The sequence below is a fragment of the Microbacterium sp. JC 701 genome (assembly GCF_021026215.1).
GTDB lineage: Bacteria > Actinomycetota > Actinomycetes > Actinomycetales > Microbacteriaceae > Microbacterium > Microbacterium algihabitans.
Window position 1 is genome coordinate 1,165,760 of the sequence record NZ_JAJNCV010000001.1, and the last position, 24,562, is coordinate 1,190,321.

The following is a 24,562-nucleotide window of genomic DNA, read 5'->3' on the forward strand; positions in this document are numbered from 1 at the left end:
ATGAGCGGCGGTCCGACCCCCGCGGTCACGCCGCAACAGACGCCCACGCGGCGCAGTCGAGGCAGGTCCTCGTTCCGCCCCGACATCCAGGCGTTGCGCGCGCTCGCGATCGGGTTGGTCGTCGTCAATCACCTGCGGCCGCACGGGCTGACCGGGGGATACGTCGGCGTCGACGTCTTCTTCGTCATCTCCGGCTTCCTCATCACGAGCCACCTCGTCGATCAGCTGACGAAGACGGGGCGCATCGCTCTGGGGCAGTTCTACGCCCGGCGCATCCGCCGCCTCCTCCCGGCGGCCCTGCTGGTGCTCGCCGCCACCGCCGCGCTCGTGGCCGTGTTCCTGCCGTACCCGCGGTGGCAGCGCAACGCGATCGAGATCCTCGCGAGTGCGGGGTACGTCGAGAACTGGGCCCTCGCGGGCTTCTCGGTGAACTACTCCGCGCTGAACGACTCCGCCAGCGCCGTGCAGCACTACTGGTCGCTGTCGGTCGAGGAGCAGTTCTACCTGCTCTGGCCGCTGGTTCTGCTGGGAGCCGCTGCGCTGACGGCGCGCTTCGCCGCGACCACGCTGCGGCGGGCGGTGATCGTCGCGGTGGTCGCCGTCGGCGTCCTCTCGCTCGGCGCGAGCGTCTGGTTCACGATGGTCATGCCCAGTCAGGCGTACTTCGTCACCTTCACGCGGGCGTGGGAGTTCGCGGCCGGAGCGGTGGTGGCCCTCACCGCCCACCGGCTGACACTCGGTCGCCGCACGCGCGGGGCGATCGTGGCGGTCGGGGCGATCGCCGTGGCCGTGTCGGCGGTCGTCTACAACGAGACGACCCCCTTCCCGGGGATCGCCGCCGTCGTCCCGGTCGTGGGCACCGCGCTGATCATCGCCGCCGGAGGGCGCGAGCGCGCGTGGCACTCGATCGTGTCGGGCTCGCGTCCCGTGCAGTGGCTCGGCGGGGTCTCGTACTCGCTCTACCTGTGGCACTGGCCGCTCATCGTGATCGCCCCGTTCGCCCTGTCGATGCCGCGCACGTGGATCGTCGACCTGGGGATCCTCGCCGTCGCGCTCGTGCTGAGTTGGGCGACGAAGGCGCTCGTCGAGGACCCGGGGCAGAAGTGGCGCTTCTGGGCGCAGAGCGTGCGGCGCAGCATGCTGCTCATGGTGACGGGGATCGTCGTCGTCGCGCTGGCGGCGGGTGGACTGCTCGTCGGGTACACCGTCTCGGCGGCGCGCGACTCGCCCGAGGCCGAGATCGAGGTCGGAACCTGCACCGGTCCCGCAGCGCTCGCGACCGCCGGATGCGATCCGTTCGCGGCGCCCGAAGACACGACCATGACCGCGGCGAACGAGTACTTCTACACCCCGGCCGAGTGCGGCGAGCTGCTGCCCAAGCTCAGCTACGACGGACTGCTCACCACCCGCGAGTGCGACTTCACCCCGTCGGGTGAGGCGACGGAGGACGTGTGGCTCGTCGGCGACTCGCACGCGCAGCAGTGGCAGGGGGCGATCTTCGACCTCGCCCGCGAGCGCGGCTGGGACGTGACGATCAGCTTCTACGGCGGATGCCCCGTCGCCGACGTCGATTTCGTCGGATTCCGCGGGCCCTGGGCGCCTCAGGACGCGCAGCGCTGCCGCGATTGGTCGCGCGGCGTGTCCGACGCGATCGTCGCGGAGCGCCCGGCGCGCGTGTTCACCTCGATGGCGGCCCGCGCCGACACGCTCGACGACGGGTCCGGCCGGTCGGTCGAGGAGCAGTTCACCGAGGGGCTCATCGCGGACTGGTCGGCCTGGCGCGCGGCGGGCTCCGACGTCGAGGTGCTCGCGGATCCGCCGTTGAACGGGGCCGTGCGGGATCCGGACTGCCTCGCGATCAACGGATCCGACCCCGCCGCCTGCGCGGTGCCGCGCGCGCAGGCCCAGCCCACCGATCCGCTCGTCGTCGCGGCGAACGCGATGGGCGTCGACCAGGTGGGGCTGATCGACCTCACCGACCGCTTCTGCACCAACACCCAGTGCCTCGCCAGCGTGGGCGGGGTGCCGGTGTACTACGACGCCGACCACCTCAACCTCGTCTACGTGCGTCTGCTGGCCGCCGACATCGCCCGGGCGATCGACGACGGGTCTCCGACGCCCCCCGGGTAGAATCCTCATGCCGCTCCCGCGGCCCCACCGCCACGTCTTCGGAGCTCATTCTTCTCATGGATCTACTCATCGTCGGCTCCGGCTTCTACGGCCTGACCATCGCCGAGCGCGCCGCCGCCGCGGGCCGCAAGGTGACCGTCATCGACCGTCGCCACCACATCGGCGGCAACGCCTACTCGGCGGACGAGCCCGAGACGGGCATCGAGGTGCACCAGTACGGCGCCCACCTGTTCCACACGTCGAACCCGACGGTGTGGGAGTACGTCAACCGCTTCACCGACTTCACCAGCTACGTGCACCGCGTGTACACGACGCACAAGGGCGTGGTCTTCCCGCTGCCGATCAACCTCGGCACGATCAACCAGTTCTTCCAGGCGGCGTACACGCCCGACCAGGCGCGCGCCCTCGTGCATGAACTCGCGGGTGAATTCGACGCGAAGGACGCCGCGAACCTCGAGGAGAAGGGCATCGCCCTCATCGGCCGCCCCCTGTACGAGGCGTTCATCCGCGACTACACCGCGAAGCAGTGGCAGACCGACCCGAAAGACCTGCCCGCCGAGGTCATCTCGCGCCTGCCCGTGCGCTACACGTACGACAACCGCTACTTCAACGACACGTGGGAGGGTCTGCCCGTCGACGGGTACACCGCGTGGATCGAGCGCATGGCCGATCACCCGAACATCGAGGTCAAGCTGTCGACCGACTACTTCGACGAGTCGCAGCCGCTGAACAAGAAGGCGACCGTGGGTCAGGTGCCGATCGTCTACACCGGACCCGTCGACCGCTACTTCGACTACGCCGAGGGCGAGCTGTCGTGGCGCACGCTCGACTTCGAGCAGGAGGTGCTGCCGATCGGCGACTTCCAGGGCACGAGCGTGATGAATTACGCGGATGCCGATGTGCCCTACACGCGCATCCACGAGTTCAAGCACTTCCACCCCGAGCGCGCCGACCGGTACCCGACCGACAAGACGGTCGTGGTGCGCGAGTACTCGCGCTTCGCCACGCGCGAAGACGAGCCGTACTACCCGGTCAACACGGCCGACGACCGCAGCGGCCTGCTGGCCTACCGCGAGCTGGCCAAGGGCGAGAGTGACGTGTACTTCGGCGGCCGTCTCGGCACGTACCAGTACCTCGACATGCACATGGCGATCGGTTCGGCCCTGTCGATGTGGAACAACCAGCTGGCGTGAGGAGGGTTCTCGCGTCCGTCGGACTGCTGCTGATGGCAGCGGTCACGGCCGGCTGCGCCGCGACGGCGGGTCCGACGGCATCCGCAACCGCGGAATCGGGAGCCTCGGTGTCGCCCGCTCCTCGCAGCGTCTTCGTGGTGGGGGACTCGAACTCGACGGGCTTCCGCGGCACGTTCGCCACCGGGCGGCAGTCCGGCGACGCCTGGGCCTCCCGGTTGCCGGCGGGCGCGTTCGCCCCGGTCGAGGGGTGGGCCGTCGACGGGGCGACCACGGGCGCGATGCGCGCGGGCGTCGAGGCGCTCGACCCGCACGTCGACCAGCTCATCGTCATGGCGGGCACCAACGACCTCGCCACCGGGGTCGCGACCGACACCGTGCGCGAGAACCTCGCGGCCATCGCCGCGCACGTGGACGCACCCGAGGTGCTGGTGCTGGCCATCGCCCCCTTCGACGCCCTTGCCACCGAAGCGACCGCGCTGAACGCCGAGCTGCGCGCCGAGGCGACCGCTCGCGGCTGGGACTTCTTCGACCCCTGGACGGGTTCGCGCACGGCCGAGGGCACCTGGGTGCCCGCGTCGACGGTCGACGGCGTGCACGCCACACGTGAGGGCTACGCCGCGGCGGGCGACGCCGTCGCCGCGCATCTGGGTGCCCCGTGACCACGCCCTCCGTCGACACGACCTCCCGCCGCACCGAGCGTGCGCGCCCGACGGTGGACGGTCGACGCGCCGACCTCGACGGCCTGCGGGCCTTCGCGATCCTGCTCGTGGTCGTGTACCACGTCTGGCTCGGCCGGGTCTCGGGCGGGGTCGACGTCTTCCTGCTGCTGTCGGCGTACTTCTTGACCGGGTCGTTCCTGCGGCGGGCCGACACCCTGTCGCTCGCGACGCTGCCCGCCTTCTGGGCGCGGCGCTTCGCCCAACTGCTTCCCGCGGCCGCGCTGACGATCGCCGCCGTGCTCTCTTTCGCCGCCCTCGCCCTGCCCAGCTCGCAATGGCGAGCCGTCTGGGAGCAGGCGTGGGCGTCGTTGACGTACTGGCAGAACTGGGCGCTCACCGAGGCGGCCGTCGACTACTACGCGCGCACCGAGACCTTCCCGAGCATGCTCCAGCACTTCTGGTCGCTGTCGGTGCAGGGTCAGGTCTTCGTGCTGTGGCCCCTGCTGCTGGTCGCGGGTGCGGTGCTCGCCCGCAGGATGCAGTGGTCCGTCCGCCGCGTCCTCGCGATCCTCTTCGGCGCCGTGTTCGCGGTCTCGTTCGCCTACTCCGTCGTCGTGACGACGGTGGCGCAGCAGGCCGCCTACTTCGACACCTGGGCCCGACTGTGGGAGTTCGCCCTCGGCTCGCTCGCCGCGCTGATCGTGCCGCGACTTCACGTCGGTCGCGTGCTCGGCCTGGTGCTGGGGTGGGTCGGCGTCGTCGCCCTGGTCACCTGCGGACTCGTGCTCGACGTGGGCGCGGGCTTCCCCGGCGTGGCGGCGCTGTGGCCCACCCTCGCCGCCGTCGCCCTCATCGTCGCGGGTCGCGCCGAGCGTCCGGCCGGGGCGTCCGCGCTGCTCGCCTCGCGCCCCGTCACGGCGGTGGGCGGCATCGCCTACGCCCTCTACCTCGTGCACTGGCCGATCCTCGTCGCCACGATGGTGCTCGTCGACTCCACGCGCGTGTCGATCGCGGAGGGGCTGGTCGTGATCGCGCTGTCGCTCGTCGCCGCATGGCTGCTCACGCGCGGCGTCCGCGCGGTCGCGCGCGGCATCGGCACCTCCACGGCTCGCGACGCACGGCTCGTCGTGGTCTCGCTGCTCGTGGTCGCCCTTCCACTGGCGTCGTGGCAGGCGGCATCCGCTGTGCAGGCCGCCGGCGTCAGCCCCCAGGCCAACCCGGGCGCACAGGTGCTGATGCCCTGGACCGACGCCCGGGCCGACGACGACGCCCCCCTCGCGCCGTTGGGCACGCAGCTCGAACACGAGTGGATCGCCCTCGACGGCCCGTGCGACGACGCGTTCGCGCCGGACGACGATCGTCTCGACGGGTCGTGCGTGCAGACGGTCGTCGACCCGGCGGCCCCGACCTTCATCGCGGTGGGCGACTCGCACGCGCAGCAGTGGTTGGGCGCCCTTCTGCCGGTGCTGCAGGACGACGGCTGGAACGTCGTCGCCCTGCTCAAGGGCGGGTGCTCGCTCGCCCCCGACGAGGACGCCGACGACGAGTGCCGCGAGTGGCGCACCGCAGCCGCGGCGTACACGGTGGCCCTCCCCGCGGCCGTCGCGATGTTCATCGGCACCAAGGCCGTGCCCGAGTCCGATCAGGAGCGCGTCCCGGCGGGGCTGGGTCGCGTGATCGACGGGGTCGTCGCCTCGGGCACCGAGGTGCTGCTCATGCGCGACAACCCGCGGTTCCACGAAGACATGTACACCTGCCTGGAGCAGACCCCCGACGAGTGCGGCCGCGACCTCGCGACGGTTCAGGCACCCGCGAACCCCGCCATCGCGCTCGCGGACGATCCGCACGTCTCACTGCTCGATCTCACCGAGTACCTCTGCCCCGAGGGGCGCTGCCGGGCCGCGATCGGCAACGTGGCGGTCTACCTCGACGACAACCACCTCAGCGGCACCTACGCCCGCAGTCTCGCCCCCGCCGTCCGCGCGGCTCTCGCCGAGATCCCGGGCATCCCGATCGGCTGAGGGAGCGCTCGCGTAGAATCGTGCGGATGACCCCCGCCGCCGTCGGCGCCCCCGGATCGGTGCGGCGCTCCCTCCACTCGCTGTGGTTGCTGTCGGCGCGCGATCTGCGCGTGCGCTATTCCACGAGTGCGCTGGGGTACCTCTGGTCGGTGCTCGATCCGCTCGTGATGAGCGCGATCTACTGGTTCGTCTTCACCCAGGTGTTCCACCGCACCGTGGGGGAGGAGCCCTACATCGTGTTCCTCATCACGGCGCTGCTGCCGTGGGTGTGGTTCAACTCCGCGGTGAGCGACTTCACGAAGGCGTTCAAGAAGGACGCCCGGCTCGTGCGCTCGACCTCGATCCCGCGCTGGATCTGGGTCGACAGGATCGTCGTGAGCAAGGGCGTCGAGTTCTTCTTCTCGCTCCCGGTGCTCGTGCTGTTCGCGGTGTTCGGCGGCGCGCAGGTGTCGTGGGCCCTGCTGGCTTTCCCCCTCGCCGTGGTGCTGCAGACCGCGCTGCTGGTGGGGCTCGGCCTGATCATCGCGCCGCTGTGCGTGATGTTCGGCGATCTCGAGCGCACCACGCGCCTCGTGCTGCGGGCGCTGTTCTACGCCTCGCCGATCATCTACGGCGTGCACAACCTGCCCGGGGTCTTCGCCGACATCGCGGCGTTCAACCCGCTGTCGGGCATCTTCACCCTGTACCGTGTCGGGTTCTTCCCCGACCAGTGGGACACGCTGACCGTCGTCGTGGGCGCGGCCGTGAGCCTCGGCATCCTGGGTCTCGGTCTTCTCGTCTTCCCCCGGCTCGAGCGTCCCGTGCTGAAGGAGCTGTGATGTCCGGTCCCGCCATAGAGGTGGACGGCCTCGGCGTGCGCTTCCGGCGCAACCGCCGCGGGGGCCGCTCGTTCAAAGACCTGTTCGGTGGCGCCGAGCGACGCTCGCGCCCCGACGAGTTCTGGGCCCTGCGCGACGTGTCGTTCCGCGTCGAGCCGGGGGAGTCGATCGGCGTGGTCGGGCGCAACGGCCAGGGCAAGTCGACGCTGCTCAAGCTCGTCGCCGGGGTGCTGCTGCCCGACGAGGGGCAGGTGACGGTCGAGGGGGGAGTGGCCCCGCTCATCGAGATCACCGGCGGTTTCGTCGGCGACCTCACGGTGCGCGAGAACGTGCGCCTGACGGCGGGACTGCACGGGATGCCGCGTGCCGAGGTGTCGCGCCGCTTCGACGACATGATCGGCTTCGCCGAGATCGGCGACTTCGTCGACACCCCCTACAAGCACCTGTCGAACGGCATGAAGGTGCGCCTGGCGTTCTCCGTGGTGTCGCAGCTGGACGAGCCGATCCTGCTCGTCGACGAGGTGCTCGCCGTCGGCGACCGCGCGTTCCGCGAGAAGTGCTATCGACGCATCGACGAGCTGCTCGCCGCGGGGCGCACGCTGTTCTTCGTCAGCCACAACGAACGCGACCTGCGCCGCTTCTGCACGCGCGGGCTGTACCTCGACAAGGGCGCCCTCGTGCTCGACGCCCCGATCGCCGAGGTGCTCGAGCGCTACAACGTCGACTACGCGACGGGCTGAGGCGCGAGCGGCGGCATGGGCTTCCACGACGCGTCGCGCGAGATGCGGCGTCCGTCGCGGAGTCCACGGAACAGGTGGCTCGTGCCCTTGGCCTTGCGCTCCACCACGACCAGGCGGATGAGCTCCTTGACGAAGGTCAGCGCCGTGCCCGCGGCGAAGGGCAGCGGCCGGTAGACGCCGAGCTCGCGGTAGTACTTCTGCAGGTACGCGCGGTTGCGCATGATGTAGTACCGGTACGCGTCGCTCGAGGCGTTCATGTGGCGGATGCCCATGTCCCACTGCTTGATCTCGCGCGTGCGCCGCAGCACGAATTCGTTCACGATGACCGACGGGGTCTGCCGCGAGGCGAGCCAGCCGTAGAGCTGGTCGTCCCAGTAGATGAAGAAGCGGGGGTCGGGCAGGCCGATCCGCGCGACGATGTCGCGGTGGATGAACATGCCCTCGAAGCATCCGGAGTTCATCGGCTTGTACCCCGACGAGTCGAAGCCGGCGGGCGCGAAGGGGATGGGGATCGCCATCGACTCGGCCACGCGGTACTGCCAGTAGAACTCGCTGCCGTCGTAGTCGTAGCGGCGCCCCTGGATGCTGCGGAAGCGCGGAGCCCAGTGCCCCATGCGCGCGAGGCCGTCGGAGACCACCTCGACGTCGTCGTCCATCAGCCAGATCCACTGGGAACCGAGCTCGTAGGCGACGCGCATGCCCTCGCTGAAGCCGCCGGAACCGCCCGTGTTGGTCTCGAGGCGGCGGTACACCAGCGTCGTGGGGAGCCGGTCGCGGTACGACTCGACCACCGCGGTGGTGTCGTCGGTGGACGCGTTGTCGATCACGACGAGGTGCCCGGGCGCGGGATCCATCCGCTCGATGCTGTCGAGCAGGCGGGTCAGCAGGTGCGTGCGGTTGTAGGTGACGACGACGATGGTCGCCGACGACGGGTCGAATGCGGAATCCGCAGGGATCGGGGTGGCGTCGGCGTGCGCGGTCATAGCACGCACGATCATAACCGGCCCTCCTCGGAGCCTCCCGTCGGTGAGGACGCCATGCGCTGTTCGAGGCGTTCGCGCCACGACCGCGACTGGCCCGCGCGCACCGCGCACAGCGCCAGCAGCAGCCAGCCGGCGCCGGTGAGGGTGAAGCTCTCGAACATCGACACCGTCAGCAGGGCGACCAGCGTCAGCGGCGCCCACGCGTGCACGACCGAGCGGCGATCGCTCGCGACGAGCCACCCGCGCGCGAGCCCGAGCCCGCCGAGGGCGACGAACAGCAGCAGGCCCACCGCGCCGAGCTGCAGGAGCACGTCGAGGTAGGCGTTCAGCGCGGAGGCGTGCGTCTCGCCGAGACCGAGGGGGACCAGGGCGAAGGGCACGACGTCGTTCACCCATTCGCCGAACCAGCCGAAGCCCTGCACGGGGCGCATCTCGCTCAGGTGCACCAGCCGCGCCCACAGGTCGGTGCGCAGCGTCAGATCGGCTCCGGCGCCGAGGGTGTCGACGAGAGGGGCGCGAAAGGCCCACGCGCCCGCGATCCCCACCACGACGACGGAGCCGAGCGCGGCCTGCGCTCGTCCCCTCCATGCGGCGGGCACGCGTCGCATCGTCCACAGGGCGAGGGCGGCGACCCCCGTCGCGGCGGCGACGACGATCACGGTGGGCGAGCCGCTCAGCGCCGCGAGGGTACCCGCGAGCACGACCGAGGCGATCGCCGTGGCCACGCTCACCGACTGGGTGCGGAACTCCACGAGGAAGGTGATGAGGGCGATCACCGTCACGAAGCCCAGCGCGTTGCGGGTGCCGAAGATCCCCTGCACCGGACCCAGCTCGGCGATGGCGCCCTGGATGCCGAGGAAGGGGATGGGCAGATCGAGCAGGATGCCGCTGAGCACCTCGAGCGCGAGCGAGATGCCCAGCAGCCAGCGCACCACGTCGCCGAGAGCCCGCACGGTCTGCAGGGCGTCGCGGACGTGGCCGAGGACGACCGCCAGGAACGCGAGCGCCGCGAAGGCCGACCAGCCGCCGAGGGAATGGGTCGCGCTCGGGCTCCAGAACACGCTCGCGCCGGCCCACGCGACCAGCAGGACGAGCGTCGTCGGGGCGAGACGAACGAGCTCGAGTTCGTCGCGACGGGCGTACAGCACGGCTGCTCCCACCGCGCACAGTCCGGCGACGATGGTGGCCCAGGTGACCTCTCCCGCGACCGCGACGATGGCGAAGCGGGCGAAGACGGCGGCGAACACCGCGAGGGCGAAGGCGCGCGCGAACGCGGGCGACGACAGCGGAGGAAGCGGGCGCCGCGCGTCCGGCGCGCCGGTCACGGTGCGGGTCTCGGCAGCTCGCCGCGCTCGATCGAGATGCTCTGCTCGCTCGGTCCCACCCCGACCAGCGAGGTCTGCTTGATCTTCGCACCGAACAGCACCACGAACATCCAGCCCCACAGCAGGAGCGGGCCGGACTCGGTGAGCCCCTGCACGACGAGCAGTGCACCGATCAGGGTGGGCAGCAGCGTCAGCGGGGAGTGCGGACGGTCGTCGCGCAGGTCCCAGCGCGGGCGGTCGACGGCGAAGAACCACGACCGCCACACGTACGCGAGGTACACGAGGCCGAGCAGGGCGACACCGATCCCGCCGAGCTGCAGGAAGACGTCGAGCCACATGCTGTGCGCCTGCACGACGGTCTGGCCGTGGTCGACGATCCATCCGTCGAAGAGGGGCTCGGTGGCGATCCAGGGGGTGGAGAAGCCCCAGCCGACGAACGGATGCTGCGAGGCGCGGGCGATCACGTCGGCCCAGATCCCCTCGCGGCCGGTGAGGTCGGCTCCGCGGCCCATCACGCCGAAGAGGGCGTCGCGGCCGAACCACAGCACCGCCCCGCCGCCGAGCCCGACCGCGGCGTAGAGCAGGTACCAGCGCGTGCGCTCGCCGGGGCGTCGTGCGGTGCGCATGACCAGCACCGTGCCCAGCACGAGGGCGACGAAGGCCGCGGCGATGAAGGCGGTGGCCGATCCCGCCCGCACGAAGAGGAAGGCGGCGATCGCGATCCACACCCACAGCAGGGCGCGGCGCGGCGCGCCCGCGGCGATGCGCACGGCGAAGACGATGATGGCGACGAGCATCACGGCGGCCAACAGGTTCGCGTTTCCGAACACGCCCTGGATGCGACCGCCGTCGAAGAGGTTGTCGCGCGACCAGTAGACGATGGGGTCCATGCGCTCGGAGGGCACCACGAATCCGGGCAGGAGCGGGCCGCGCACGATGAGCGAGACGGCGACCTCGAACAACAGCGAGAGACCGACGATCCACTTCGCCGCGGACGCGACAGCCCGCACGACGTCGCGCCACGTGAGCATGGCGCCGACGAAGAGCCCCTGGAACGTCGTGATGACCAGCAGGAGGAGCGTGAGGGCGGATGCCGCGGGCCAGGCGCTCCACGCGAGCGAGGCGATCGCCCACGCGACGTATCCGAACGCCAGCCAGGGCAGGCGCCGCACGGCGAAGGGCGGGCGCGTCACGAGCCAGACGACGGCCGAGACGACGGCCGAGGCCACGACCACCACCGCGGTGACGACCGGACCGACGGCGTTGACGAGCCCAACGCCGCCGAGCGCGAGCACGAGCACGAAGACGCACCAGGCGCGCAGCAGCAGGTGCCCCGTCGTCTCGCGCGGGGGCGCCGTCGGCAACGCCGACACCGGGTGATTCGTGTACATCGCCATGGTGATCTCAGGGTACCCGTCGGCATCCGGAGACGAGGGGGCCCGGCCGGTAGGCTGACGCCGTGCTGATCGCCCTCTCGAACACGCCCCGCGACTACGCCTGGGGGAGCCCGACGCTGCTCGCCGACCTCGAGGGCCGCGAGCCGTCGGGGGCGCCCGAGGCCGAGGTGTGGTTCGGCGACCACCCCGGTTCTCCCGCCGAGGTGCACGACGGGTCGGGGCTCACGCTGGACCGATGGCTGCCGGCGGCCGGCGACGGGCTCCCGGCGAAGCTGCCCTACCTGCTCAAACTGCTCGCGGCCGGAGCGCCGCTGTCGATCCAGGTGCACCCCTCGAAGCAGCAGGCGGTCGAGGGCTTCGCCCGTGAGGAGGGGGCGGGCGTCGCGCGCGACGCCGCCGAGCGCAACTACAAGGACGACAACCACAAGCCCGAGGTGATCGTCGCCCTGAGCGAGACGTTCACCGCCCTCGCGGGGCTCCGCGACCTCGAGCGCACTCGCGCGCTGATCGACGTGCTGGGCGACGCGCCCGCCGTCTCGACGCTGCGCGGCCACCTGTCCGCCGCCTCCGCCCCCGACGCGCTCCGCGCGGCGATCGGCTGGGTGCTCGGAGAGGCGGATGCCGCGGACGTGGCCCAGATCGTGGATGCCGCGGCCTCGGCCTCGTCCGACGACTTCGCCGCCGAGCTGGCCCTCGTGCGGTCGCTGCACACGGCCTACCCGGCCGACCCGGGCATCGTCGTCGCCTTGCTGATGAACCTCGTGCACCTGCGCCGCGGCGAGGCGATCTTCGTGCCCGCCGGCGTGCTGCACGCCTATGTCGACGGTCTCGGTGTGGAGATCATGGCCGCGAGCGACAACGTGCTGCGCGGCGGCCTGACGCCCAAGCACATCGACGTGGACGAGCTTCTGCACCTCGTCGACTTCGCGCCCGCCGACCCGCCGTTCCTGCGTCCCGCGCCGGCCGGTCCGCAGGCGGAGGTCTTCGCGCCGGGCATCGCGGACTTCGCCCTCGGGCATCTCATCGCCGGTGGCGACACGGCTGTGCTGGAACTCTCCGGTGTCGCGATCGCCCTCTGCGTCGGGGGAGAGGCACGCGTGAAGGGCTCGTCGGGCCGCAGCATCACGCTGGCCCCCGGTCAGGCCGCGCTCGTCACGCCCGACGAGACGCCGCTGACGACCGACGGCGGTGGCGAGGTCTTCGTCGCGATGCCCGGGAGCTGAGTGCGACACGCCGAGCGCTCGTCTAAAGGTTCACGTCGGCCTTGAGGGTTTACGATCCGCGACTTGACTCTCGCGAATCACACGGGTGTAATTATGACTGCGCGACACATCGTCAGAAGACGTGTCATGGGGGCGTGAACGAGGCGGAGGACGAGATGGCGACATCGCAGTACCGGTCCGGAGTCCCGGACAACTGGTTCGTTGATCCGGTCGATCTCGGCGTACCCGGCGTCCGTCGCGACATCGACGCCGTCGAAGAGAACACCCTCGCCTGGCAGACCGACGCGCTGTGCTCGCAGACCGACCCCGAGGCGTTCTTCCCCGAGAAGGGCGGCTCGACGCGCGACGCGAAGCGCATCTGCACCTCGTGCGACGTCAAGACCGAGTGCCTCGAGTACGCGCTGCAGAACGACGAGCGCTTCGGCATCTGGGGCGGCCTCAGCGAGCGCGAGCGCCGCAAGCTCAAGCGTCGCGCCTGAGCGGTCGATCACCCGCCTGAGCGATCCCGTCGGCGACGGCGCGGCGTCCGCGATCGTCCGCGACCGCGCTTAGGCTGATCCGCGTCATGCCCGCCCGTGTACACGCCCTCCTCGTCGTGCGCCCTGAAGGACGCACGCCCGCCGCGCAGCATCTGCAGAGAACCCTCGCTGCACTCGCGGCGCAGACCCGACCCGTCGACGCGCTGACGATCGTGCTGTGCGGCGCCGACTCGGCGCTGACGCGACTGGCGGCGGCATCCGGTGCCGAAGGCGTCATCACCGCCCCCGCCGGAACGCCTTTCGCCGTCGCGACGGCCCTCGCGACGCCCCGACTCACGGGAGATGCGGTGTGGCTGCTCGCGCAGGACACCGCCCCCGACCCCGACGCGCTCGTGCGCCTCGCCGGCGCGCTCGAGCTCTCGCCCTCGCTCGTGGTCGCCGCCCCCAAGCTCATCGCGTGGGACGACCGCGACGAGATCCTCTCTCTCGGCGTGAGCATGAACCGGTACGGGGGAGCCGTCGAGCTCGCCGCCGGAGAACTCGACCAGGGACAGCGCGACGGCGACGCCGACGTACTCGGCGCCGACGTGCGCGGCATGCTCGTGCGTCGCGACGCATGGCTGCAGCTCGGCGGTCTCGACCCCGCTCTCGGCGGAGCCGACGAGGGCCTCGATCTGGGCGTTCGCGCGCGCCTGGCCGGCCACCTCGTCTCTCTCGTGCCGACCGCCCGCGTGGCGGTCGCCGGTGACGGCGTGGCCGCGATGGCGCGAGGCCGGCGTCGTGCGCGGCGCCGCGCGTTCGCGACCCGCACCGCCCAGCTGCATCGCCGTCTCGTCTACGCCCCCGCGCCCACGGTGCTGCTGCACTGGCTGTCGTTCCTGCCGCTCGCGCTCTGGCGCACGATCCTGCACCTGGTGACGAAGGTGCCGTACCGGGTGCTCCCCGAGTGGGGCGCCACCTTGCTCGTGATGGCGCGGCCCGCGGCCGTCGCCCGCGCCCGCCGCCGCATCCGCACGTCGCGGGTCGTGGGGTGGTCGCGTCTCGCGCCGCTGCGCGTCACGCGTTCCGAGATGCGCTTGCGCTTCGAGGGCGACGTCGCCGACCCCGAGGCCCCCGTGCGGTCGGAGCTGCGGTTCTTCGTCGGCGGAGGGGCGTGGACCGTGCTCGGCACCCTCGCGGTGTCGGCGGCGCTGTTCTTCCCGCTCCTGGCCTGGCCGGTGCTCGGCGGGGGAGCTCTGGCGCCGCTGCGCGCTAACGTCACCCAGCTGTGGCAGGACGCCGCGTGGGGCGCCCGCCCCCTCGGCCTCGACGCGATCGGCCCCGCCGACCCGTTCTCGAGCCTCGTCGCCCTCATCGGCACCCTCTCGCCCGGCGAGCCCTCGCGCGCCTTCGTCGTGCTGTGGGTGCTCGCCCTGCCGCTCGCCGTGCTCGGCGGATGGTTCGCCGCCACGCGCGTGACCGAGTCGTCGCTGCTGCGCATCGTCGGCGGACTCGCCTGGGCCCTCGCGCCGACCTTCCTCGCCGCGATCGTCGAGGGTCGACCGGCGGGCGTGCTCGTTCACCTGCTGCTGCCCTGGCTGTTCTACGCCGCGAGCGTCGCGCACCGCTCGTGGGCCCCGGCCGGAGCGGCATCCGTTCTGCTCGTGGGCGTGCTGGCGTGCGCGCCCTCGCTGGCCCCCGCCGTGGTGGTGCTGTGGTCGGCCGCGCTCGTCGTCGTCGCCCTCGTGGCCGCACGCGGCATCGCCCGCGTGGTGTGGCTGCTCGTGCCCTCGGCCGTGATCTTCGCGCCCCTCGTGTGGACGCGCCTTCGCGCCGGCGACCCGTGGGCCCTCCTCGCCGACCCCGGCGTGCCGTACCGCGGCGCCGAGGCCACCGCCGACCCGCTCGGACGAGCGCTGCTCGCGGCGGGCTTCCCCACCTCCGACCCGGGCGGATGGGTGTCGCTCACCGGCGGCTCGGTGTGGTGGGTCGGCCTGCTCGTCGCCCCGCTGGCCGTGCTCGCCGTGTTGGCGGTGCTCACGCCGCGGTGGATCACGGCATCCGGCCTCATCCTGATCACGGCCACGGGCCTGGCGACCGCGTTCGCCGCCGTCGGGGTGGCCCTCTCGTTCGACCACTCGGTCGCCGTGCCGCTGTGGCCGGGCGCGGGGCTCAGTCTCGCGTGGATCGGGCTCGTGGGGGGCGCCCTGGTCGCCCTCGACGCGGGGGTTCCGGCGCGCGTCGCCGTGCTGCGACCGCTCGGCGCTCTGGTGGCCCTGGTCGCGCTCGCCGTCAGCGTGGCTCCCGCGCTGACCGCTCAGGTGGCGACCGAGGCATCGGGCCGATCGACGCTCGTCAACGGACCCGTGTCGACCCTGCCCGCCTTCGTCGCGGCCGAGGGGCGCGGGTCGCTGAATCTGGGCACGATCGTGCTCGACCCGCGCGCCGACGGCCTGCGCGTCGACGTCGTCTGGGGCGGCAGCGCGACGCTGTCGGGCCAGAGCACCCTGCAGGCCACCCGCACCTCGCCGACGCCCGAAGACCTCGAGCTGGCCGATCTCGCCGCCGACCTCGTCACCCCGTCGTCCGACGACGTGGTGTCGCGCCTGGCCGCCCACGGCATCGCCTTCGTGCTGCTCGAGTCGGCGCCCGCGGGCGAAGACGACGTCATCCGCGGCACGCGCCTCGGGGCGGCGACCTCTCTCGACCAGCGCGACTCGCTCGACCCGGTCGGCGAGACCTCGCGCGGCGACCTCTGGCGCGTGAACGCCGAGGTGACCCCGCGTCCCGAACTCGACGCGCACCGACTGGGTCTGCAGCGAGTGGTCGCCGCCGGCTCCCTGGGCGTGCTGCTGGTGGCTCTGCTGCTCGCCGTGCCCACGGCCGCCTCGCGGCGGACCGCGCGCCGCACGCCCCGCATCGTCGGTCCGAGCTCGGGAGGATCGCGATGAGCGAGAACCGCATGGCCCGCTTCGCCGCCACGAGCGCCCGCGTCGTCGCCGGCACCGCCGTGGCGACCGCGGCCGTCGTCGGCACAGTCGTCGGCATCGCCGCGCCGTGGCCCTCGTACACCGCCACCCCCGTGCGGGTCGAGTCGACCCCCGCCCCCGGTGACACGGTGCTCGCGTGCGACGGACCGCTGCTCGCCCTCGGGCGCAGCGCCGACTCTGCCGGAGGGCTGAGCGCCGCCGCCGCGCAGCAGCTCGTCAGCGGCCCCGCCGACGCCGACGCCCAGGCCGAGCAGCTCTCCGGAGCGACGGCGGATGCCGACGGCGACGCCCAGGCGCTGCGCGCGGCGCCCCAGGACCGCTCCGAGACGCCGTTGGCCGCCGCCGGATCGGCGACCGTGGCCTCCGACGACCTCGTCGGGTTCTCGGCATCCGCGTGCCGCCCGCCGGAGGCCGAGTCGTGGCTGGTCGGCGGAGCGTCGACGACCGGCGCGAACGACCTCGTCGTGCTGGCCAACCCCGGCGACGTGCCCGCCACCGTGCAGCTGTCGGTGTACGGCGCGCAGGGCGTGTCGACCCCACCCGGGGGCCAGAACCTCGTCGTCCCGGCGCGCGAGCGCAAGGTCGTGCCGCTCGCGGGCCTGCTTCTCGGCGAGGAGAGCCCCGTCGTGCGCGTCGTGTCGTCGGGAGCCCCGGTGCACGCCTCGCTGCAGGCGAGCCTGACGCGCCTGCTGCTGCCCGGCGGCATCGACCAGGTCGCCCCTCTCGCCCAGGCCGACACGCGTCTGGTCATGCCCGGCGTGCAGGTGCTCACCACCGGAGAGGGCCAGGCGGGCACGATCGTGCGTCTGCTGTCGCCCGGGTCCGATGCCACCGCCACCGTGCGCGTGATCCCCGTCGACGCCGCCGGGGCCGAGGCCGCTCCGACCGACGTTCCGCTCACCGCCGGCCTGCCGACCTCGCTCGACCTCTCGGGCCTCGCGGCCGGCGCATACACGGTCGAGGTCTCGGCGACCGCCCCGATCGTCGGGGCGACCTGGTCGACCACCGGGTTTGGCGAGGGGGCCGACTTCGCCTGGTACGTGCCCGCTCCGCGCATCACCGAACCCACCGTCGTCGCCGTCGCGCCCGGCGTGGGCTCGTCGATCGTGCTGGCGACCGAAGACGCCGACGCCTCCGTGACGCTCACTCCCGTCGACGGCGGCGAGGCGATCACCACCGCCGTTCCCGCGGGGGGCACGGCGGCCGTCGCCGTGGCATCCGGGATCTACCGGCTCGAGTCGGCGGAGCCGGTGCGCGCCGCGGTGTCGTACACCGGCACGGGGGCCCTGGCGGCCTACCCGCTGTGGCCCGCGGATGCCGCGGCCGGGGCGCTCACGATCCTGCCCTGACCGCGCGGGTCGGGCTCAGAAGAAGCGGAACCGCTCGGGACCGAGGTCCCACGGGTCGCGGTCGAGGTACTCGGCGGCGGCGCGGAACACGGCGCCCTCGATCATCATGCGGCGGTGCAGGTCGTCGTCGTGGTGCGGGTGACCGAGCCGCTCGATCGGCACGCGGTAGAGGATGATGCGCTTCTCGTCGCGCAGCACCGTCCAGCGCGGGATGCCGTCGGCTGCCGCGGGTGGCATGATGCCGATCTCGAACGACACCTCGCGCAGATCGGACCATGCGGAGCGCAGGAACTCGGCCGCCGCACCGACGGCGACGTCGAAGCGCTCGACGCGGGTGTCGATCGGGGGGAGGGGCGGCCGCACGATCGGGCTGCGGTTCTCGCGACCGTGCCGACCGTGACGCGAGGGGCGGGCCACGGGTCGCGCTTCGCGGGACCGACGACGCATCATGCGTTCATCCTACGTTCGCGGGCCGACCCGCGGTCATCCGGCGGACGCCGGACGGCCCGCGGGTCGGCATCGGCGCGGGAGACGCCGAGGCGGACCGCGATCGACTCACGGGACGACGACGACCTTGCCGGCGATGCGTCCCGCCATGGCCTCGGCGTGCAGAGCGGGCAGGTCGACGAGGTCGATGCGCCGGTCGACCTCGACGGTGAGCTCTCCCGCGTCGACGAGGGCGACGATCTCGGCGATCCGCGGGGTGTCGGCCCGGACGAAGACGGTCTTGGCGTCGACGCCACGGCGGTCGTCGCCCGGGGTCGCCATGAACGCCGTGGTGCTGACCACGACCCCGCCGTCGCGCACGAGGGCGACCAGGGCGGCGAAGTCGTCGGGGTCGAGAGGGGCAAGGTTCAGCAGCACGTCGACGGGTTCGGCGACGGAGTCGAGCAGTGAGGCGCGCGTGCGGTCGACGATCTGGTCGGCTCCCGCCGCACGCACGGCGTCGAGGCTGCGCGGGCTCGCCGTCGCGATGACGTGCGCCCCGGCGCGGTGGGCGAGGCGCACGGCGTGGACGCCGACGGCTCCTCCGGCGCCCACGATCAACAGCCGCTGGCCGGCGCGGAGCCCGCCGTCGTCGAACAGCGCCTGCCACGCGGTCAGTGCCACCGAAGGGAGGGCCGCTGCATCGACGAGATCGACGGCGCGGGGAGCAGCCGTGACGGCGTCGGCCGGGGCCACGACGAACTCCGCGGCGCCGCCGTCGGTCTGCATCGGGAGGAACCCGACCACCGGCTGGCCGATCTCGAGGTCGTCGACGCCGGCACCGATCGCATCGACCGTACCCGACACGTCATAGCCGGGCACGTGGGGGAGCTCGACGGGAATAGGGAGGAACCCGGCACGCATGCCGTTGTCGGCGGCGTTGAACGCGGATGCCGCGACCTTCAGTCGCACCTGCCCCGGGCCGGGGGCCGGCAGCTCGACGTCGTCGAGTCGCAGGACGTCGGGTCCGCCCACTTCGTGGAATCGCATGGCCTTCATGGGGTGTCCTCTCGTAAGTGCTTTGGATTCGAAGCAATACCGGAACGCTAACACTGCTACGAACTCGAAGCAAGATAGGATCTCGATATGACACGGAACACCGCGGAGGTCACCCCCACGCAGCTCCAGGCGTACTTCGCCTTCACCGAGGTGAGCAGCCTGCTTCGGCACGCGGTCGAGAAGCAGCTTCGCGATGCCGGCGATCTGAGCTACGTGCAGTTCCAGCTGCTGGCGACCCTGGGCGACAGTCCCGACGGGCGCCTGCGCATGACGGATCTGGCCGACCGCGTCGTCTACAGTCGCAGCGGACTGACCTACCAGGCGCAGGTGCTCGAGGGGCGGGGGCTGGTGACGAGGGCGCCGTCACCCGACGACGAGCGCAGCGTGGTGGTCGCCCTCACCTCGGCGGGGCGCGACGTGCTCGGCGCCGTCTTCCCCGGCCACATCGATGCGTTGCACCGCCTGCTGTTCTCGTCGCTCACCGACGCCGACATCGCCGACCTGGGGCGGATCCTGCAGCGCGCCGCCGATCACCTGCGGGCGGATCCGCCGCGCTCCGCCGCCCCGCGTCGACGCAAGGCATGACGCGCCGGGCGATGCGCGGCGCGGCGTCGTCGCGGTGTCGGAGGGGGTGGCTAAGCTGACCGCGATGCGCGACAGACTCTGCTCGAAGGTGGGATGTGCCCGCGAGGCGATGAGCACCCTCACCTACGACTACGGCGACCAGATGGCGGCCCTCGGCCCGCTGGGCCCCGCCGGTGATCCGCACGCCCACGATCTGTGCGCGATCCACGCCGACCGCCTCTCCGTTCCCAAGGGCTGGGTCGTCGTGCGGCACGAGACGCTGCGCGCCTGAGCGGCTGCCCGCCCTCCCGGGCGTGACACACGCGTCGCCGCCGCGGCGACGATCACCGCCGACTTACGCGGTCACGCCTTCTCGGTGAGGGCCGCGGCCCGCTCGTTCTCGAGCAGCAGGGCGCGGTACTCCCGGTCGCGGCGCACCGACGACACCGCCCGCACGAGCATCTCGGCATCCACCGGGGGGACGGGCGAGACGTACGGGCGCACGGACTCGGCCAGCGACGCGGCGACGCGCGCCCGTGCGGCGGGCTCGAGGGCGTCGGCGCCCCGCACGAACTGCGCCAGGCGCGCGGCGAGCCGGTCGGGCAGGCGTGAGACGTCGGCGAGGGCCGCCCACGCCTCCATACCCGGGGGCAACCCGGGAGCGGGCGGGGGCAGGCGGCGCGTGCGCGTGCGCTCGCTCGCGGTGCCGGCCAGCAGATCGCCCAGGCGCTGCGCGCGCGGGGTGAACATGCCCACCACGGCGGCGACCGCGCCGAAGGTGAACCAGATCTCGAGCACGCCGGTGAGCGCGCGGATGAGGGCCTGACGGAAGCCCGCGGCCCCGCCGTCGGTGCGCACGATGCGCGCGCCCACCACGAGCCGGCCGAGACTGCGGCCGCGGGAGAGGGTCTCGACCACGGTCGGAATGGCGACCATCACGAGAACGAACAGCGAGATGACGCCGATGCCGATCGCCGACTCGGGCAGCGCCCCGTTGGTCACCAGCGCCGTGAGCAGGATGGCCCCGCCGATGAGCACCACGACGCCGACGACGAAGTCGATGAGGCATCCGACCGCGCGCAGGAAGAAGCCGATCGGCTGCACGTCGAGCGCGACGGCCTCGCCCGTCAACGTCTCCTCGGCGCTCTCGTGCACGAGAGCGACCGCGGGAACAGGGGTCGACGACGAAGCCATGCGTACAGTTGACCACATGGACCTCGACGCCCTCACGGCCGCGCGGCGGGACGAGTGGGCGCGGCTCGACGAACTGGGCCGTCGCCGGCGTCTGCGCGGGGCCGAGGTCGACGAGCTCGTGACGCGCTACCGCGCGGCATCCGCCGATCTCGCCGACATCAAGACCTCCGCCGGTCGCACGCCCGAGGGCGACTACGTCTCGGTGCTGCTCGCCCGCACGCGCCTGCGACTCACCGGGGTTCGCGAGAACGTGCTGAAGCAGCTGCCGCGTTTCTTCGTGCTGCAGCTTCCGGCCGCGCTGTACCGCGTGCGCTGGACGACGCTCGGGGTGGCGGTCTTCTTCGTGATCGTAGCGACCCTCATGGCGCTGTGGATCTCGGGCGATCCCGCCGCCGTCGCCTCGCTCGGCGCCGAGAGCCAACTGCAGAACTACGCCGACGAGCAGTTCGTTAGCTATTACCGCGAGAACCCGAACGCGATCTTCGCCGGCACCGTCTGGACGAACAACGCGTGGATCGCGGCGCAGTGCGTGCTGTTCGGCGTCACCGGCATCTGGCCGGCGATGGTCATCATGCAGAACGCGGTCAACGTGGGGCAGTCGGCCGCCATCATGATCGCCTTCGACCGGGCCGACGTGTTCTTCCAGTTCATCCTCCCGCACGGTCTGCTCGAGCTCACCGCGATCTTCGTCGCGGGGGCGGCGGGCCTGCAGATCTTCTGGGCGTGGGTCGCGCCGGGCCGGCGCACGCGGGGCGAGGCACTCGCTGCCGCCGGGCGCTCGCTGGCCACGATCGCGGTCGGGCTCGTGTTCGCCCTCGCCCTCTCGGGTGTCGTCGAGGGCTTCGTGACCCCGCGCGAGTGGCCCTGGCAGATCAAGATCGCCATCGGGGCCGCGGCCCTCGGGGTGTTCCTCTTCTACATGCTGTGGGTCGGGCGTCGCGCGGCGCGAGCGGGCGAGACCGGCGACCTCACGGAGTACGAGGCCGGGACTCCCACGCTCACCGCGGGCTGACGGCATCCGGTCTCTCGGGTGATCCATCGCCCCGCGTTCCCGACCGTTCCCCGGCGTGTCATTTTTGATTCACTCAAAACTAGCTAGACTGGCGACATGCTCGACAGTCAGCCGGATGCCGCCGCGGATGCCCTCATCCGCGGAGCCGGGCTGCGGGTCACGGCGACACGCGTCGCCGTGCTCGACGCCCTCCGCGCCCGGCCGCACGCCACCGCCGACGACGTCTTCGACCGCATCGTCGGCTCCCTCCCCGGAACGAGCAAGCAGTCGGTGTACAACGCGCTCGGCGACTTCGCCGACGCGGGACTCGCCCGCCGCATCGAACCCGCCGGCCACGCCGGCACCTTCGAACTGCGCGTGGGCGACAACCACCACCACGTGGTGTGCACCCGCTGCGGTCGCATCGACGACGTGGACTGCATCGTCGGGTCGGCGCCGTGCCTGCACGTGCCGGAGGGGAGCGGCTATCTCATCGAGACCGCCGAGGTGACGTTCTGGGGCGTGTGCGCCGACTGTCGAGCAGAGTCCGAAGCCGAACGACCGAGAGGATCCCGATGAGCGACGCTCTGAACGGGTGCCCCGTTTTCCACGATGGAGCCGCCCCCGACGACAACCGACTGCCGGTGGGCGAAGCCCCCGCCGACAGCGAGCCCGCCGGCGCCCTGCCCCACCCGACCCAGGGATCCGCCAACCGCGTGTGGTGGCCCGAATCCCTGAACGTGAAGATCCTCGCGAAGAACAACGCGCTGCGCGACCCGCTCGACGAGGGCTTCGACTACCGCGCCGCCTTCGAGGCCCTCGACCTGGATGCCGTCAAGAGCGACATCCAGCAGGTCATGACCACCTCGCAGGACTGGTGGCCCGCCGACTTCGGCCACTACGGCCCCCTCATGATCCGCATGGCCTGGCACAGCGCCGGCACCTACCGCGTGACCGACGGTCGCGGCGGCTCGGGCGCGGGCATGCAGCGCTTCGCCCCGCTGAACAGCTGGCCCGACAACGTCAACCTCGACAAGGCCCGTCGTCTGCTCTGGCCCGTCAAGAAGAAGTACGGCCAGTCGATCTCGTGGGCCGACCTCATGATCCTCGCCGGCAACGTCGCGCTCGAAGACATGGGCTTCCCGACCTTCGGCTTCGCCGGCGGCCGCACCGACGTGTGGGAGCCCGACGACGACGTGTACTGGGGCCCCGAGACCACGTGGCTCGGCGACGAGCGTTACACGGGCAACCGCGAGCTCGAGAAGCCGCTCGCGGCGGTGCAGATGGGCCTCATCTACGTCAACCCCGAGGGCCCCAACGGCGAGCCCGATCCGCAGCTGTCGGCCCACGACATCCGCGAGACGTTCGGTCGCATGGCCATGAACGACGAGGAGACCGTCGCCCTCATCGCCGGTGGTCACACCTTCGGCAAGACGCACGGTGCCGCGAGCGACTCGCACGTCGGCGCCAACCCCGAGGCCGCCGACATCAACGACCAGGGCCTGGGCTGGAAGAACAGCCACGGCACCGGCAAGGGCGACGACACCATCACCAGCGGCCTCGAGGTCACGTGGACCTACCACCCCACCCGCTGGGACAACGAGTTCTTCCACATCCTCTTCGCCTACGAGTGGGAGCTCTTCCAGAGCCCCGCGGGTGCGCACCAGTGGCGTCCCAAGAACGGCGGGGGAGCCGACATGGTCCCCGAGGCGCACTCCGACGGCCGCCGCGAGCCCCGCATGCTCACGAGCGACCTGGCGCTGCGCGTCGACCCGGCGTATGAGAAGATCTCGCGCCGCTTCGCCGAGGACCCGGCCGCTTTCCAGGACGCCTTCGCCCGCGCCTGGTTCAAGCTCACCCACCGCGACATGGGACCGCGCGAGCGCTACCTCGGCTCCGAGGTGCCCGCCGAGGTGCTCGTGTGGCAGGACCCCGTGCCCGCCGTCGACCACCCGCTGATCGACGAGGCGGATGCCGCCGCGCTCAAGAAGCAGATCCTCGACAGCGGCCTCACGGTGCAGCAGCTCGTCACCACGACGTGGGCCGCGGCCTCCACGTTCCGCGGCAGCGACAAGCGCGGTGGCGTGAACGGCGCGCGCATCCGCCTCGAGCCGCAGAAGAGCTGGACGGTCAACAACCCCGAGCAGCTGGCATCCGTCCTGGAAATCCTCGAGAAGATCAAGGCGGAGTTCGACGCGCAGGGCGAGAAGAAGATCTCTATCGCCGACCTGCTCGTCCTCGCGGGCAACGCCGGTGTCGAGCAGGCCGCCCTCGCCGGCGGCGTCGAGGTCGAGGTGCCTTTCACCCCCGGCCGCACCGACGCCTCGCAGGAGCAGACCGAGATCGAGTCGTTCCGCTGGCTCGAGCCGGTCGCCGACGGCTTCCGCAACTACGCCTCGCGCTCGACGCGGCTGCCGGCGGAGTTCCTGCTGCTCGACAAGGCCAACCTGCTCACGCTCACCGCTCCCGAGATGACCGTGCTGGTCGGCGGCCTGCGCGCGATCGGCGCCAACTGGGACGGCAGCGACTGGGGCGTGTTCACCGACACCCCCGGCGCCCTGACCAACGACGTGTTCGCCAACCTGCTCGACCTCGGCACCACGTGGAAGCCGCTCGACAGCGGCAAGCACGCGTTCGAGGGCACGAAGGACGGCTCGGGCGAGAAGGTCGGCATCGGCACCCGCGTCGACCTGGTGTTCTCGTCGAACTCCGAGCTGCGCGCGCTCGCCGAGGTCTACGCCTCCGACGACGCCAAGGAGAAGTTCGTGCGCGACTTCGTCGCCGCGTGGCGCAAGGTCACCGAGCTCGACCGGTTCGACCTGGTCTGAGCCGCGGCATCCGGAAGGCCCGTCCCCTCGTGGGGCGGGCCTTCCGGCGCGTGGAGAGCGCCGCGTTGCGAGCAGACCATGTCCCACTACTGGCTGTCTGGGCGGGGGTCGGGCAGCCCTTTTCGGGACATGCTCTGCGCGGAGTGGGACGCGGGGGTCGGGGCAGACCATGTCCCACTTCTGGCTGTCTGAGCCGGCGTCAGGCAGCCCTTTT

General features: G+C 71.9%; 21 protein-coding genes. 15 read left to right on the forward strand and 6 right to left on the reverse strand.

Annotation, left to right across the window (positions count from 1 at the left end):
- The 6 genes from LPW41_RS05550 to LPW41_RS05575 are packed head-to-tail and all read left to right on the forward strand — an operon-like array spanning position 1 to position 7,561.
- Positions 1 to 2,130: an acyltransferase family protein gene (locus LPW41_RS05550; protein WP_230704308.1), complete on the forward strand. Its 2,130-nt coding sequence runs from the start codon at positions 1 to 3 to the stop codon at positions 2,128 to 2,130.
- Between the two features lie 56 nt (positions 2,131 to 2,186).
- Positions 2,187 to 3,323, forward strand: a complete 1,137-nt coding sequence (gene glf, locus LPW41_RS05555; RefSeq protein WP_154096032.1) for a UDP-galactopyranose mutase — start codon at positions 2,187 to 2,189, stop codon at positions 3,321 to 3,323.
- A 32-nt stretch (positions 3,324 to 3,355) separates the two neighbouring features.
- Positions 3,356 to 3,982 (forward strand): SGNH/GDSL hydrolase family protein, encoded by a 627-nt coding sequence (locus LPW41_RS05560; protein ID WP_230704309.1) that lies wholly within the window; start codon positions 3,356 to 3,358, stop codon positions 3,980 to 3,982.
- Positions 3,979 to 6,003 carry an acyltransferase family protein gene (locus tag LPW41_RS17030; RefSeq protein ID WP_230704310.1) on the forward strand — a complete coding sequence of 675 codons (2,025 nt, stop codon included), beginning with the start codon at positions 3,979 to 3,981 and terminating at the stop codon, positions 6,001 to 6,003. Before LPW41_RS05560 ends, LPW41_RS17030 begins: the two co-directional genes overlap by 4 nt.
- Before the next feature lie 26 nt (positions 6,004 to 6,029).
- Positions 6,030 to 6,821, forward strand: a complete 792-nt coding sequence (locus LPW41_RS05570) for an ABC transporter permease (RefSeq protein WP_144828871.1) — start codon at positions 6,030 to 6,032, stop codon at positions 6,819 to 6,821.
- The gene (locus tag LPW41_RS05575) at positions 6,821 to 7,561 is read left to right on the forward strand and encodes an ABC transporter ATP-binding protein (RefSeq protein ID WP_144828869.1); all 741 of its coding nucleotides are present in this window, start codon (positions 6,821 to 6,823) and stop codon (positions 7,559 to 7,561) included. Before LPW41_RS05570 ends, LPW41_RS05575 begins: the two co-directional genes overlap by 1 nt.
- On the opposite strand, the gene LPW41_RS05580 is transcribed toward LPW41_RS05575, so the two are convergent.
- Genes LPW41_RS05580 through LPW41_RS05590 form a run of 3 tightly spaced genes read right to left on the reverse strand, consistent with a single transcriptional unit; the run spans position 7,546 to position 11,266 of the window.
- The gene (locus LPW41_RS05580; protein ID WP_230704311.1) at positions 7,546 to 8,559 is read right to left on the reverse strand and encodes a glycosyltransferase family 2 protein; all 1,014 of its coding nucleotides are present in this window, start codon (positions 8,557 to 8,559) and stop codon (positions 7,546 to 7,548) included. The two genes, LPW41_RS05575 and LPW41_RS05580, sit on opposite strands and share 16 nt — an antisense overlap.
- Positions 8,556 to 9,869, reverse strand: coding sequence for an O-antigen ligase (locus LPW41_RS05585; protein WP_230704312.1), 1,314 nt, complete (start codon positions 9,867 to 9,869; stop codon positions 8,556 to 8,558). The genes LPW41_RS05580 and LPW41_RS05585 overlap by 4 nt, the downstream gene beginning before the upstream one ends.
- Positions 9,866 to 11,266 carry an O-antigen ligase gene (locus tag LPW41_RS05590; protein ID WP_230704313.1) on the reverse strand — a complete coding sequence of 467 codons (1,401 nt, stop codon included), beginning with the start codon at positions 11,264 to 11,266 and terminating at the stop codon, positions 9,866 to 9,868. Before LPW41_RS05590 ends, LPW41_RS05585 begins: the two co-directional genes overlap by 4 nt.
- 62 nt (positions 11,267 to 11,328) lie before the next feature.
- Between LPW41_RS05590 and manA the strand changes: the two genes are divergently transcribed.
- From manA to LPW41_RS05610, 4 genes are all read left to right on the forward strand, one after another.
- Positions 11,329 to 12,489 (forward strand): mannose-6-phosphate isomerase, class I, encoded by a 1,161-nt coding sequence (gene manA / locus LPW41_RS05595; protein ID WP_230704314.1) that lies wholly within the window; start codon positions 11,329 to 11,331, stop codon positions 12,487 to 12,489.
- Positions 12,490 to 12,644: 155 nt separating this feature from the next.
- Entirely contained in the window at positions 12,645 to 12,968 is a 324-nt protein-coding gene (locus LPW41_RS05600; protein ID WP_144828863.1) for a WhiB family transcriptional regulator, read from the forward strand.
- Between the two features lie 86 nt (positions 12,969 to 13,054).
- Entirely contained in the window at positions 13,055 to 15,898 is a 2,844-nt protein-coding gene (locus LPW41_RS05605; RefSeq protein ID WP_230704315.1) for a glycosyltransferase, read from the forward strand.
- On the forward strand, positions 15,895 to 17,286 hold the full coding sequence (locus tag LPW41_RS05610) for a DUF5719 family protein (protein WP_154096026.1): 1,392 nt from the start codon (positions 15,895 to 15,897) through the stop codon (positions 17,284 to 17,286). The genes LPW41_RS05605 and LPW41_RS05610 overlap by 4 nt, the downstream gene beginning before the upstream one ends.
- Positions 17,287 to 17,301: 15 nt before the next feature.
- Here LPW41_RS05610 and LPW41_RS05615 read toward each other — a convergent pair whose 3' ends face one another.
- On the reverse strand, positions 17,302 to 17,736 hold the full coding sequence (locus LPW41_RS05615) for a hypothetical protein (protein WP_230704316.1): 435 nt from the start codon (positions 17,734 to 17,736) through the stop codon (positions 17,302 to 17,304).
- A gap of 105 nt (positions 17,737 to 17,841) precedes the next feature.
- Entirely contained in the window at positions 17,842 to 18,771 is a 930-nt protein-coding gene (locus LPW41_RS05620) for an NADP-dependent oxidoreductase (protein ID WP_230704317.1), read from the reverse strand.
- An 87-nt stretch (positions 18,772 to 18,858) separates the two neighbouring features.
- On the opposite strand from LPW41_RS05620, the gene LPW41_RS05625 reads away from it, so the two are divergent.
- Positions 18,859 to 19,356, forward strand: coding sequence for a MarR family winged helix-turn-helix transcriptional regulator (locus LPW41_RS05625; protein WP_154096025.1), 498 nt, complete (start codon positions 18,859 to 18,861; stop codon positions 19,354 to 19,356).
- Positions 19,357 to 19,420: 64 nt separating this feature from the next.
- Entirely contained in the window at positions 19,421 to 19,627 is a 207-nt protein-coding gene (locus tag LPW41_RS05630) for a DUF3499 family protein (RefSeq protein WP_136587001.1), read from the forward strand.
- A gap of 71 nt (positions 19,628 to 19,698) precedes the next feature.
- Here LPW41_RS05630 and LPW41_RS05635 read toward each other — a convergent pair whose 3' ends face one another.
- Entirely contained in the window at positions 19,699 to 20,529 is an 831-nt protein-coding gene (locus tag LPW41_RS05635) for an RDD family protein (protein WP_230704318.1), read from the reverse strand.
- Between the two features lie 16 nt (positions 20,530 to 20,545).
- On the opposite strand from LPW41_RS05635, the gene LPW41_RS05640 reads away from it, so the two are divergent.
- The 3 genes from LPW41_RS05640 (at position 20,546) to katG (ending at position 24,348) form a co-directional block, all read left to right on the forward strand.
- Positions 20,546 to 21,541 carry a stage II sporulation protein M gene (locus tag LPW41_RS05640; RefSeq protein ID WP_154096023.1) on the forward strand — a complete coding sequence of 332 codons (996 nt, stop codon included), beginning with the start codon at positions 20,546 to 20,548 and terminating at the stop codon, positions 21,539 to 21,541.
- 96 nt (positions 21,542 to 21,637) lie between these two features.
- A complete protein-coding gene (locus tag LPW41_RS05645) occupies positions 21,638 to 22,099 on the forward strand; it encodes a Fur family transcriptional regulator (protein WP_230704319.1) in 462 nt (153 codons plus the stop codon).
- On the forward strand, positions 22,096 to 24,348 hold the full coding sequence (gene katG / locus LPW41_RS05650; protein WP_230704320.1) for a catalase/peroxidase HPI: 2,253 nt from the start codon (positions 22,096 to 22,098) through the stop codon (positions 24,346 to 24,348). The genes LPW41_RS05645 and katG overlap by 4 nt, the downstream gene beginning before the upstream one ends.
- The last annotated feature ends 214 nt before the right edge of the window (positions 24,349 to 24,562 follow it).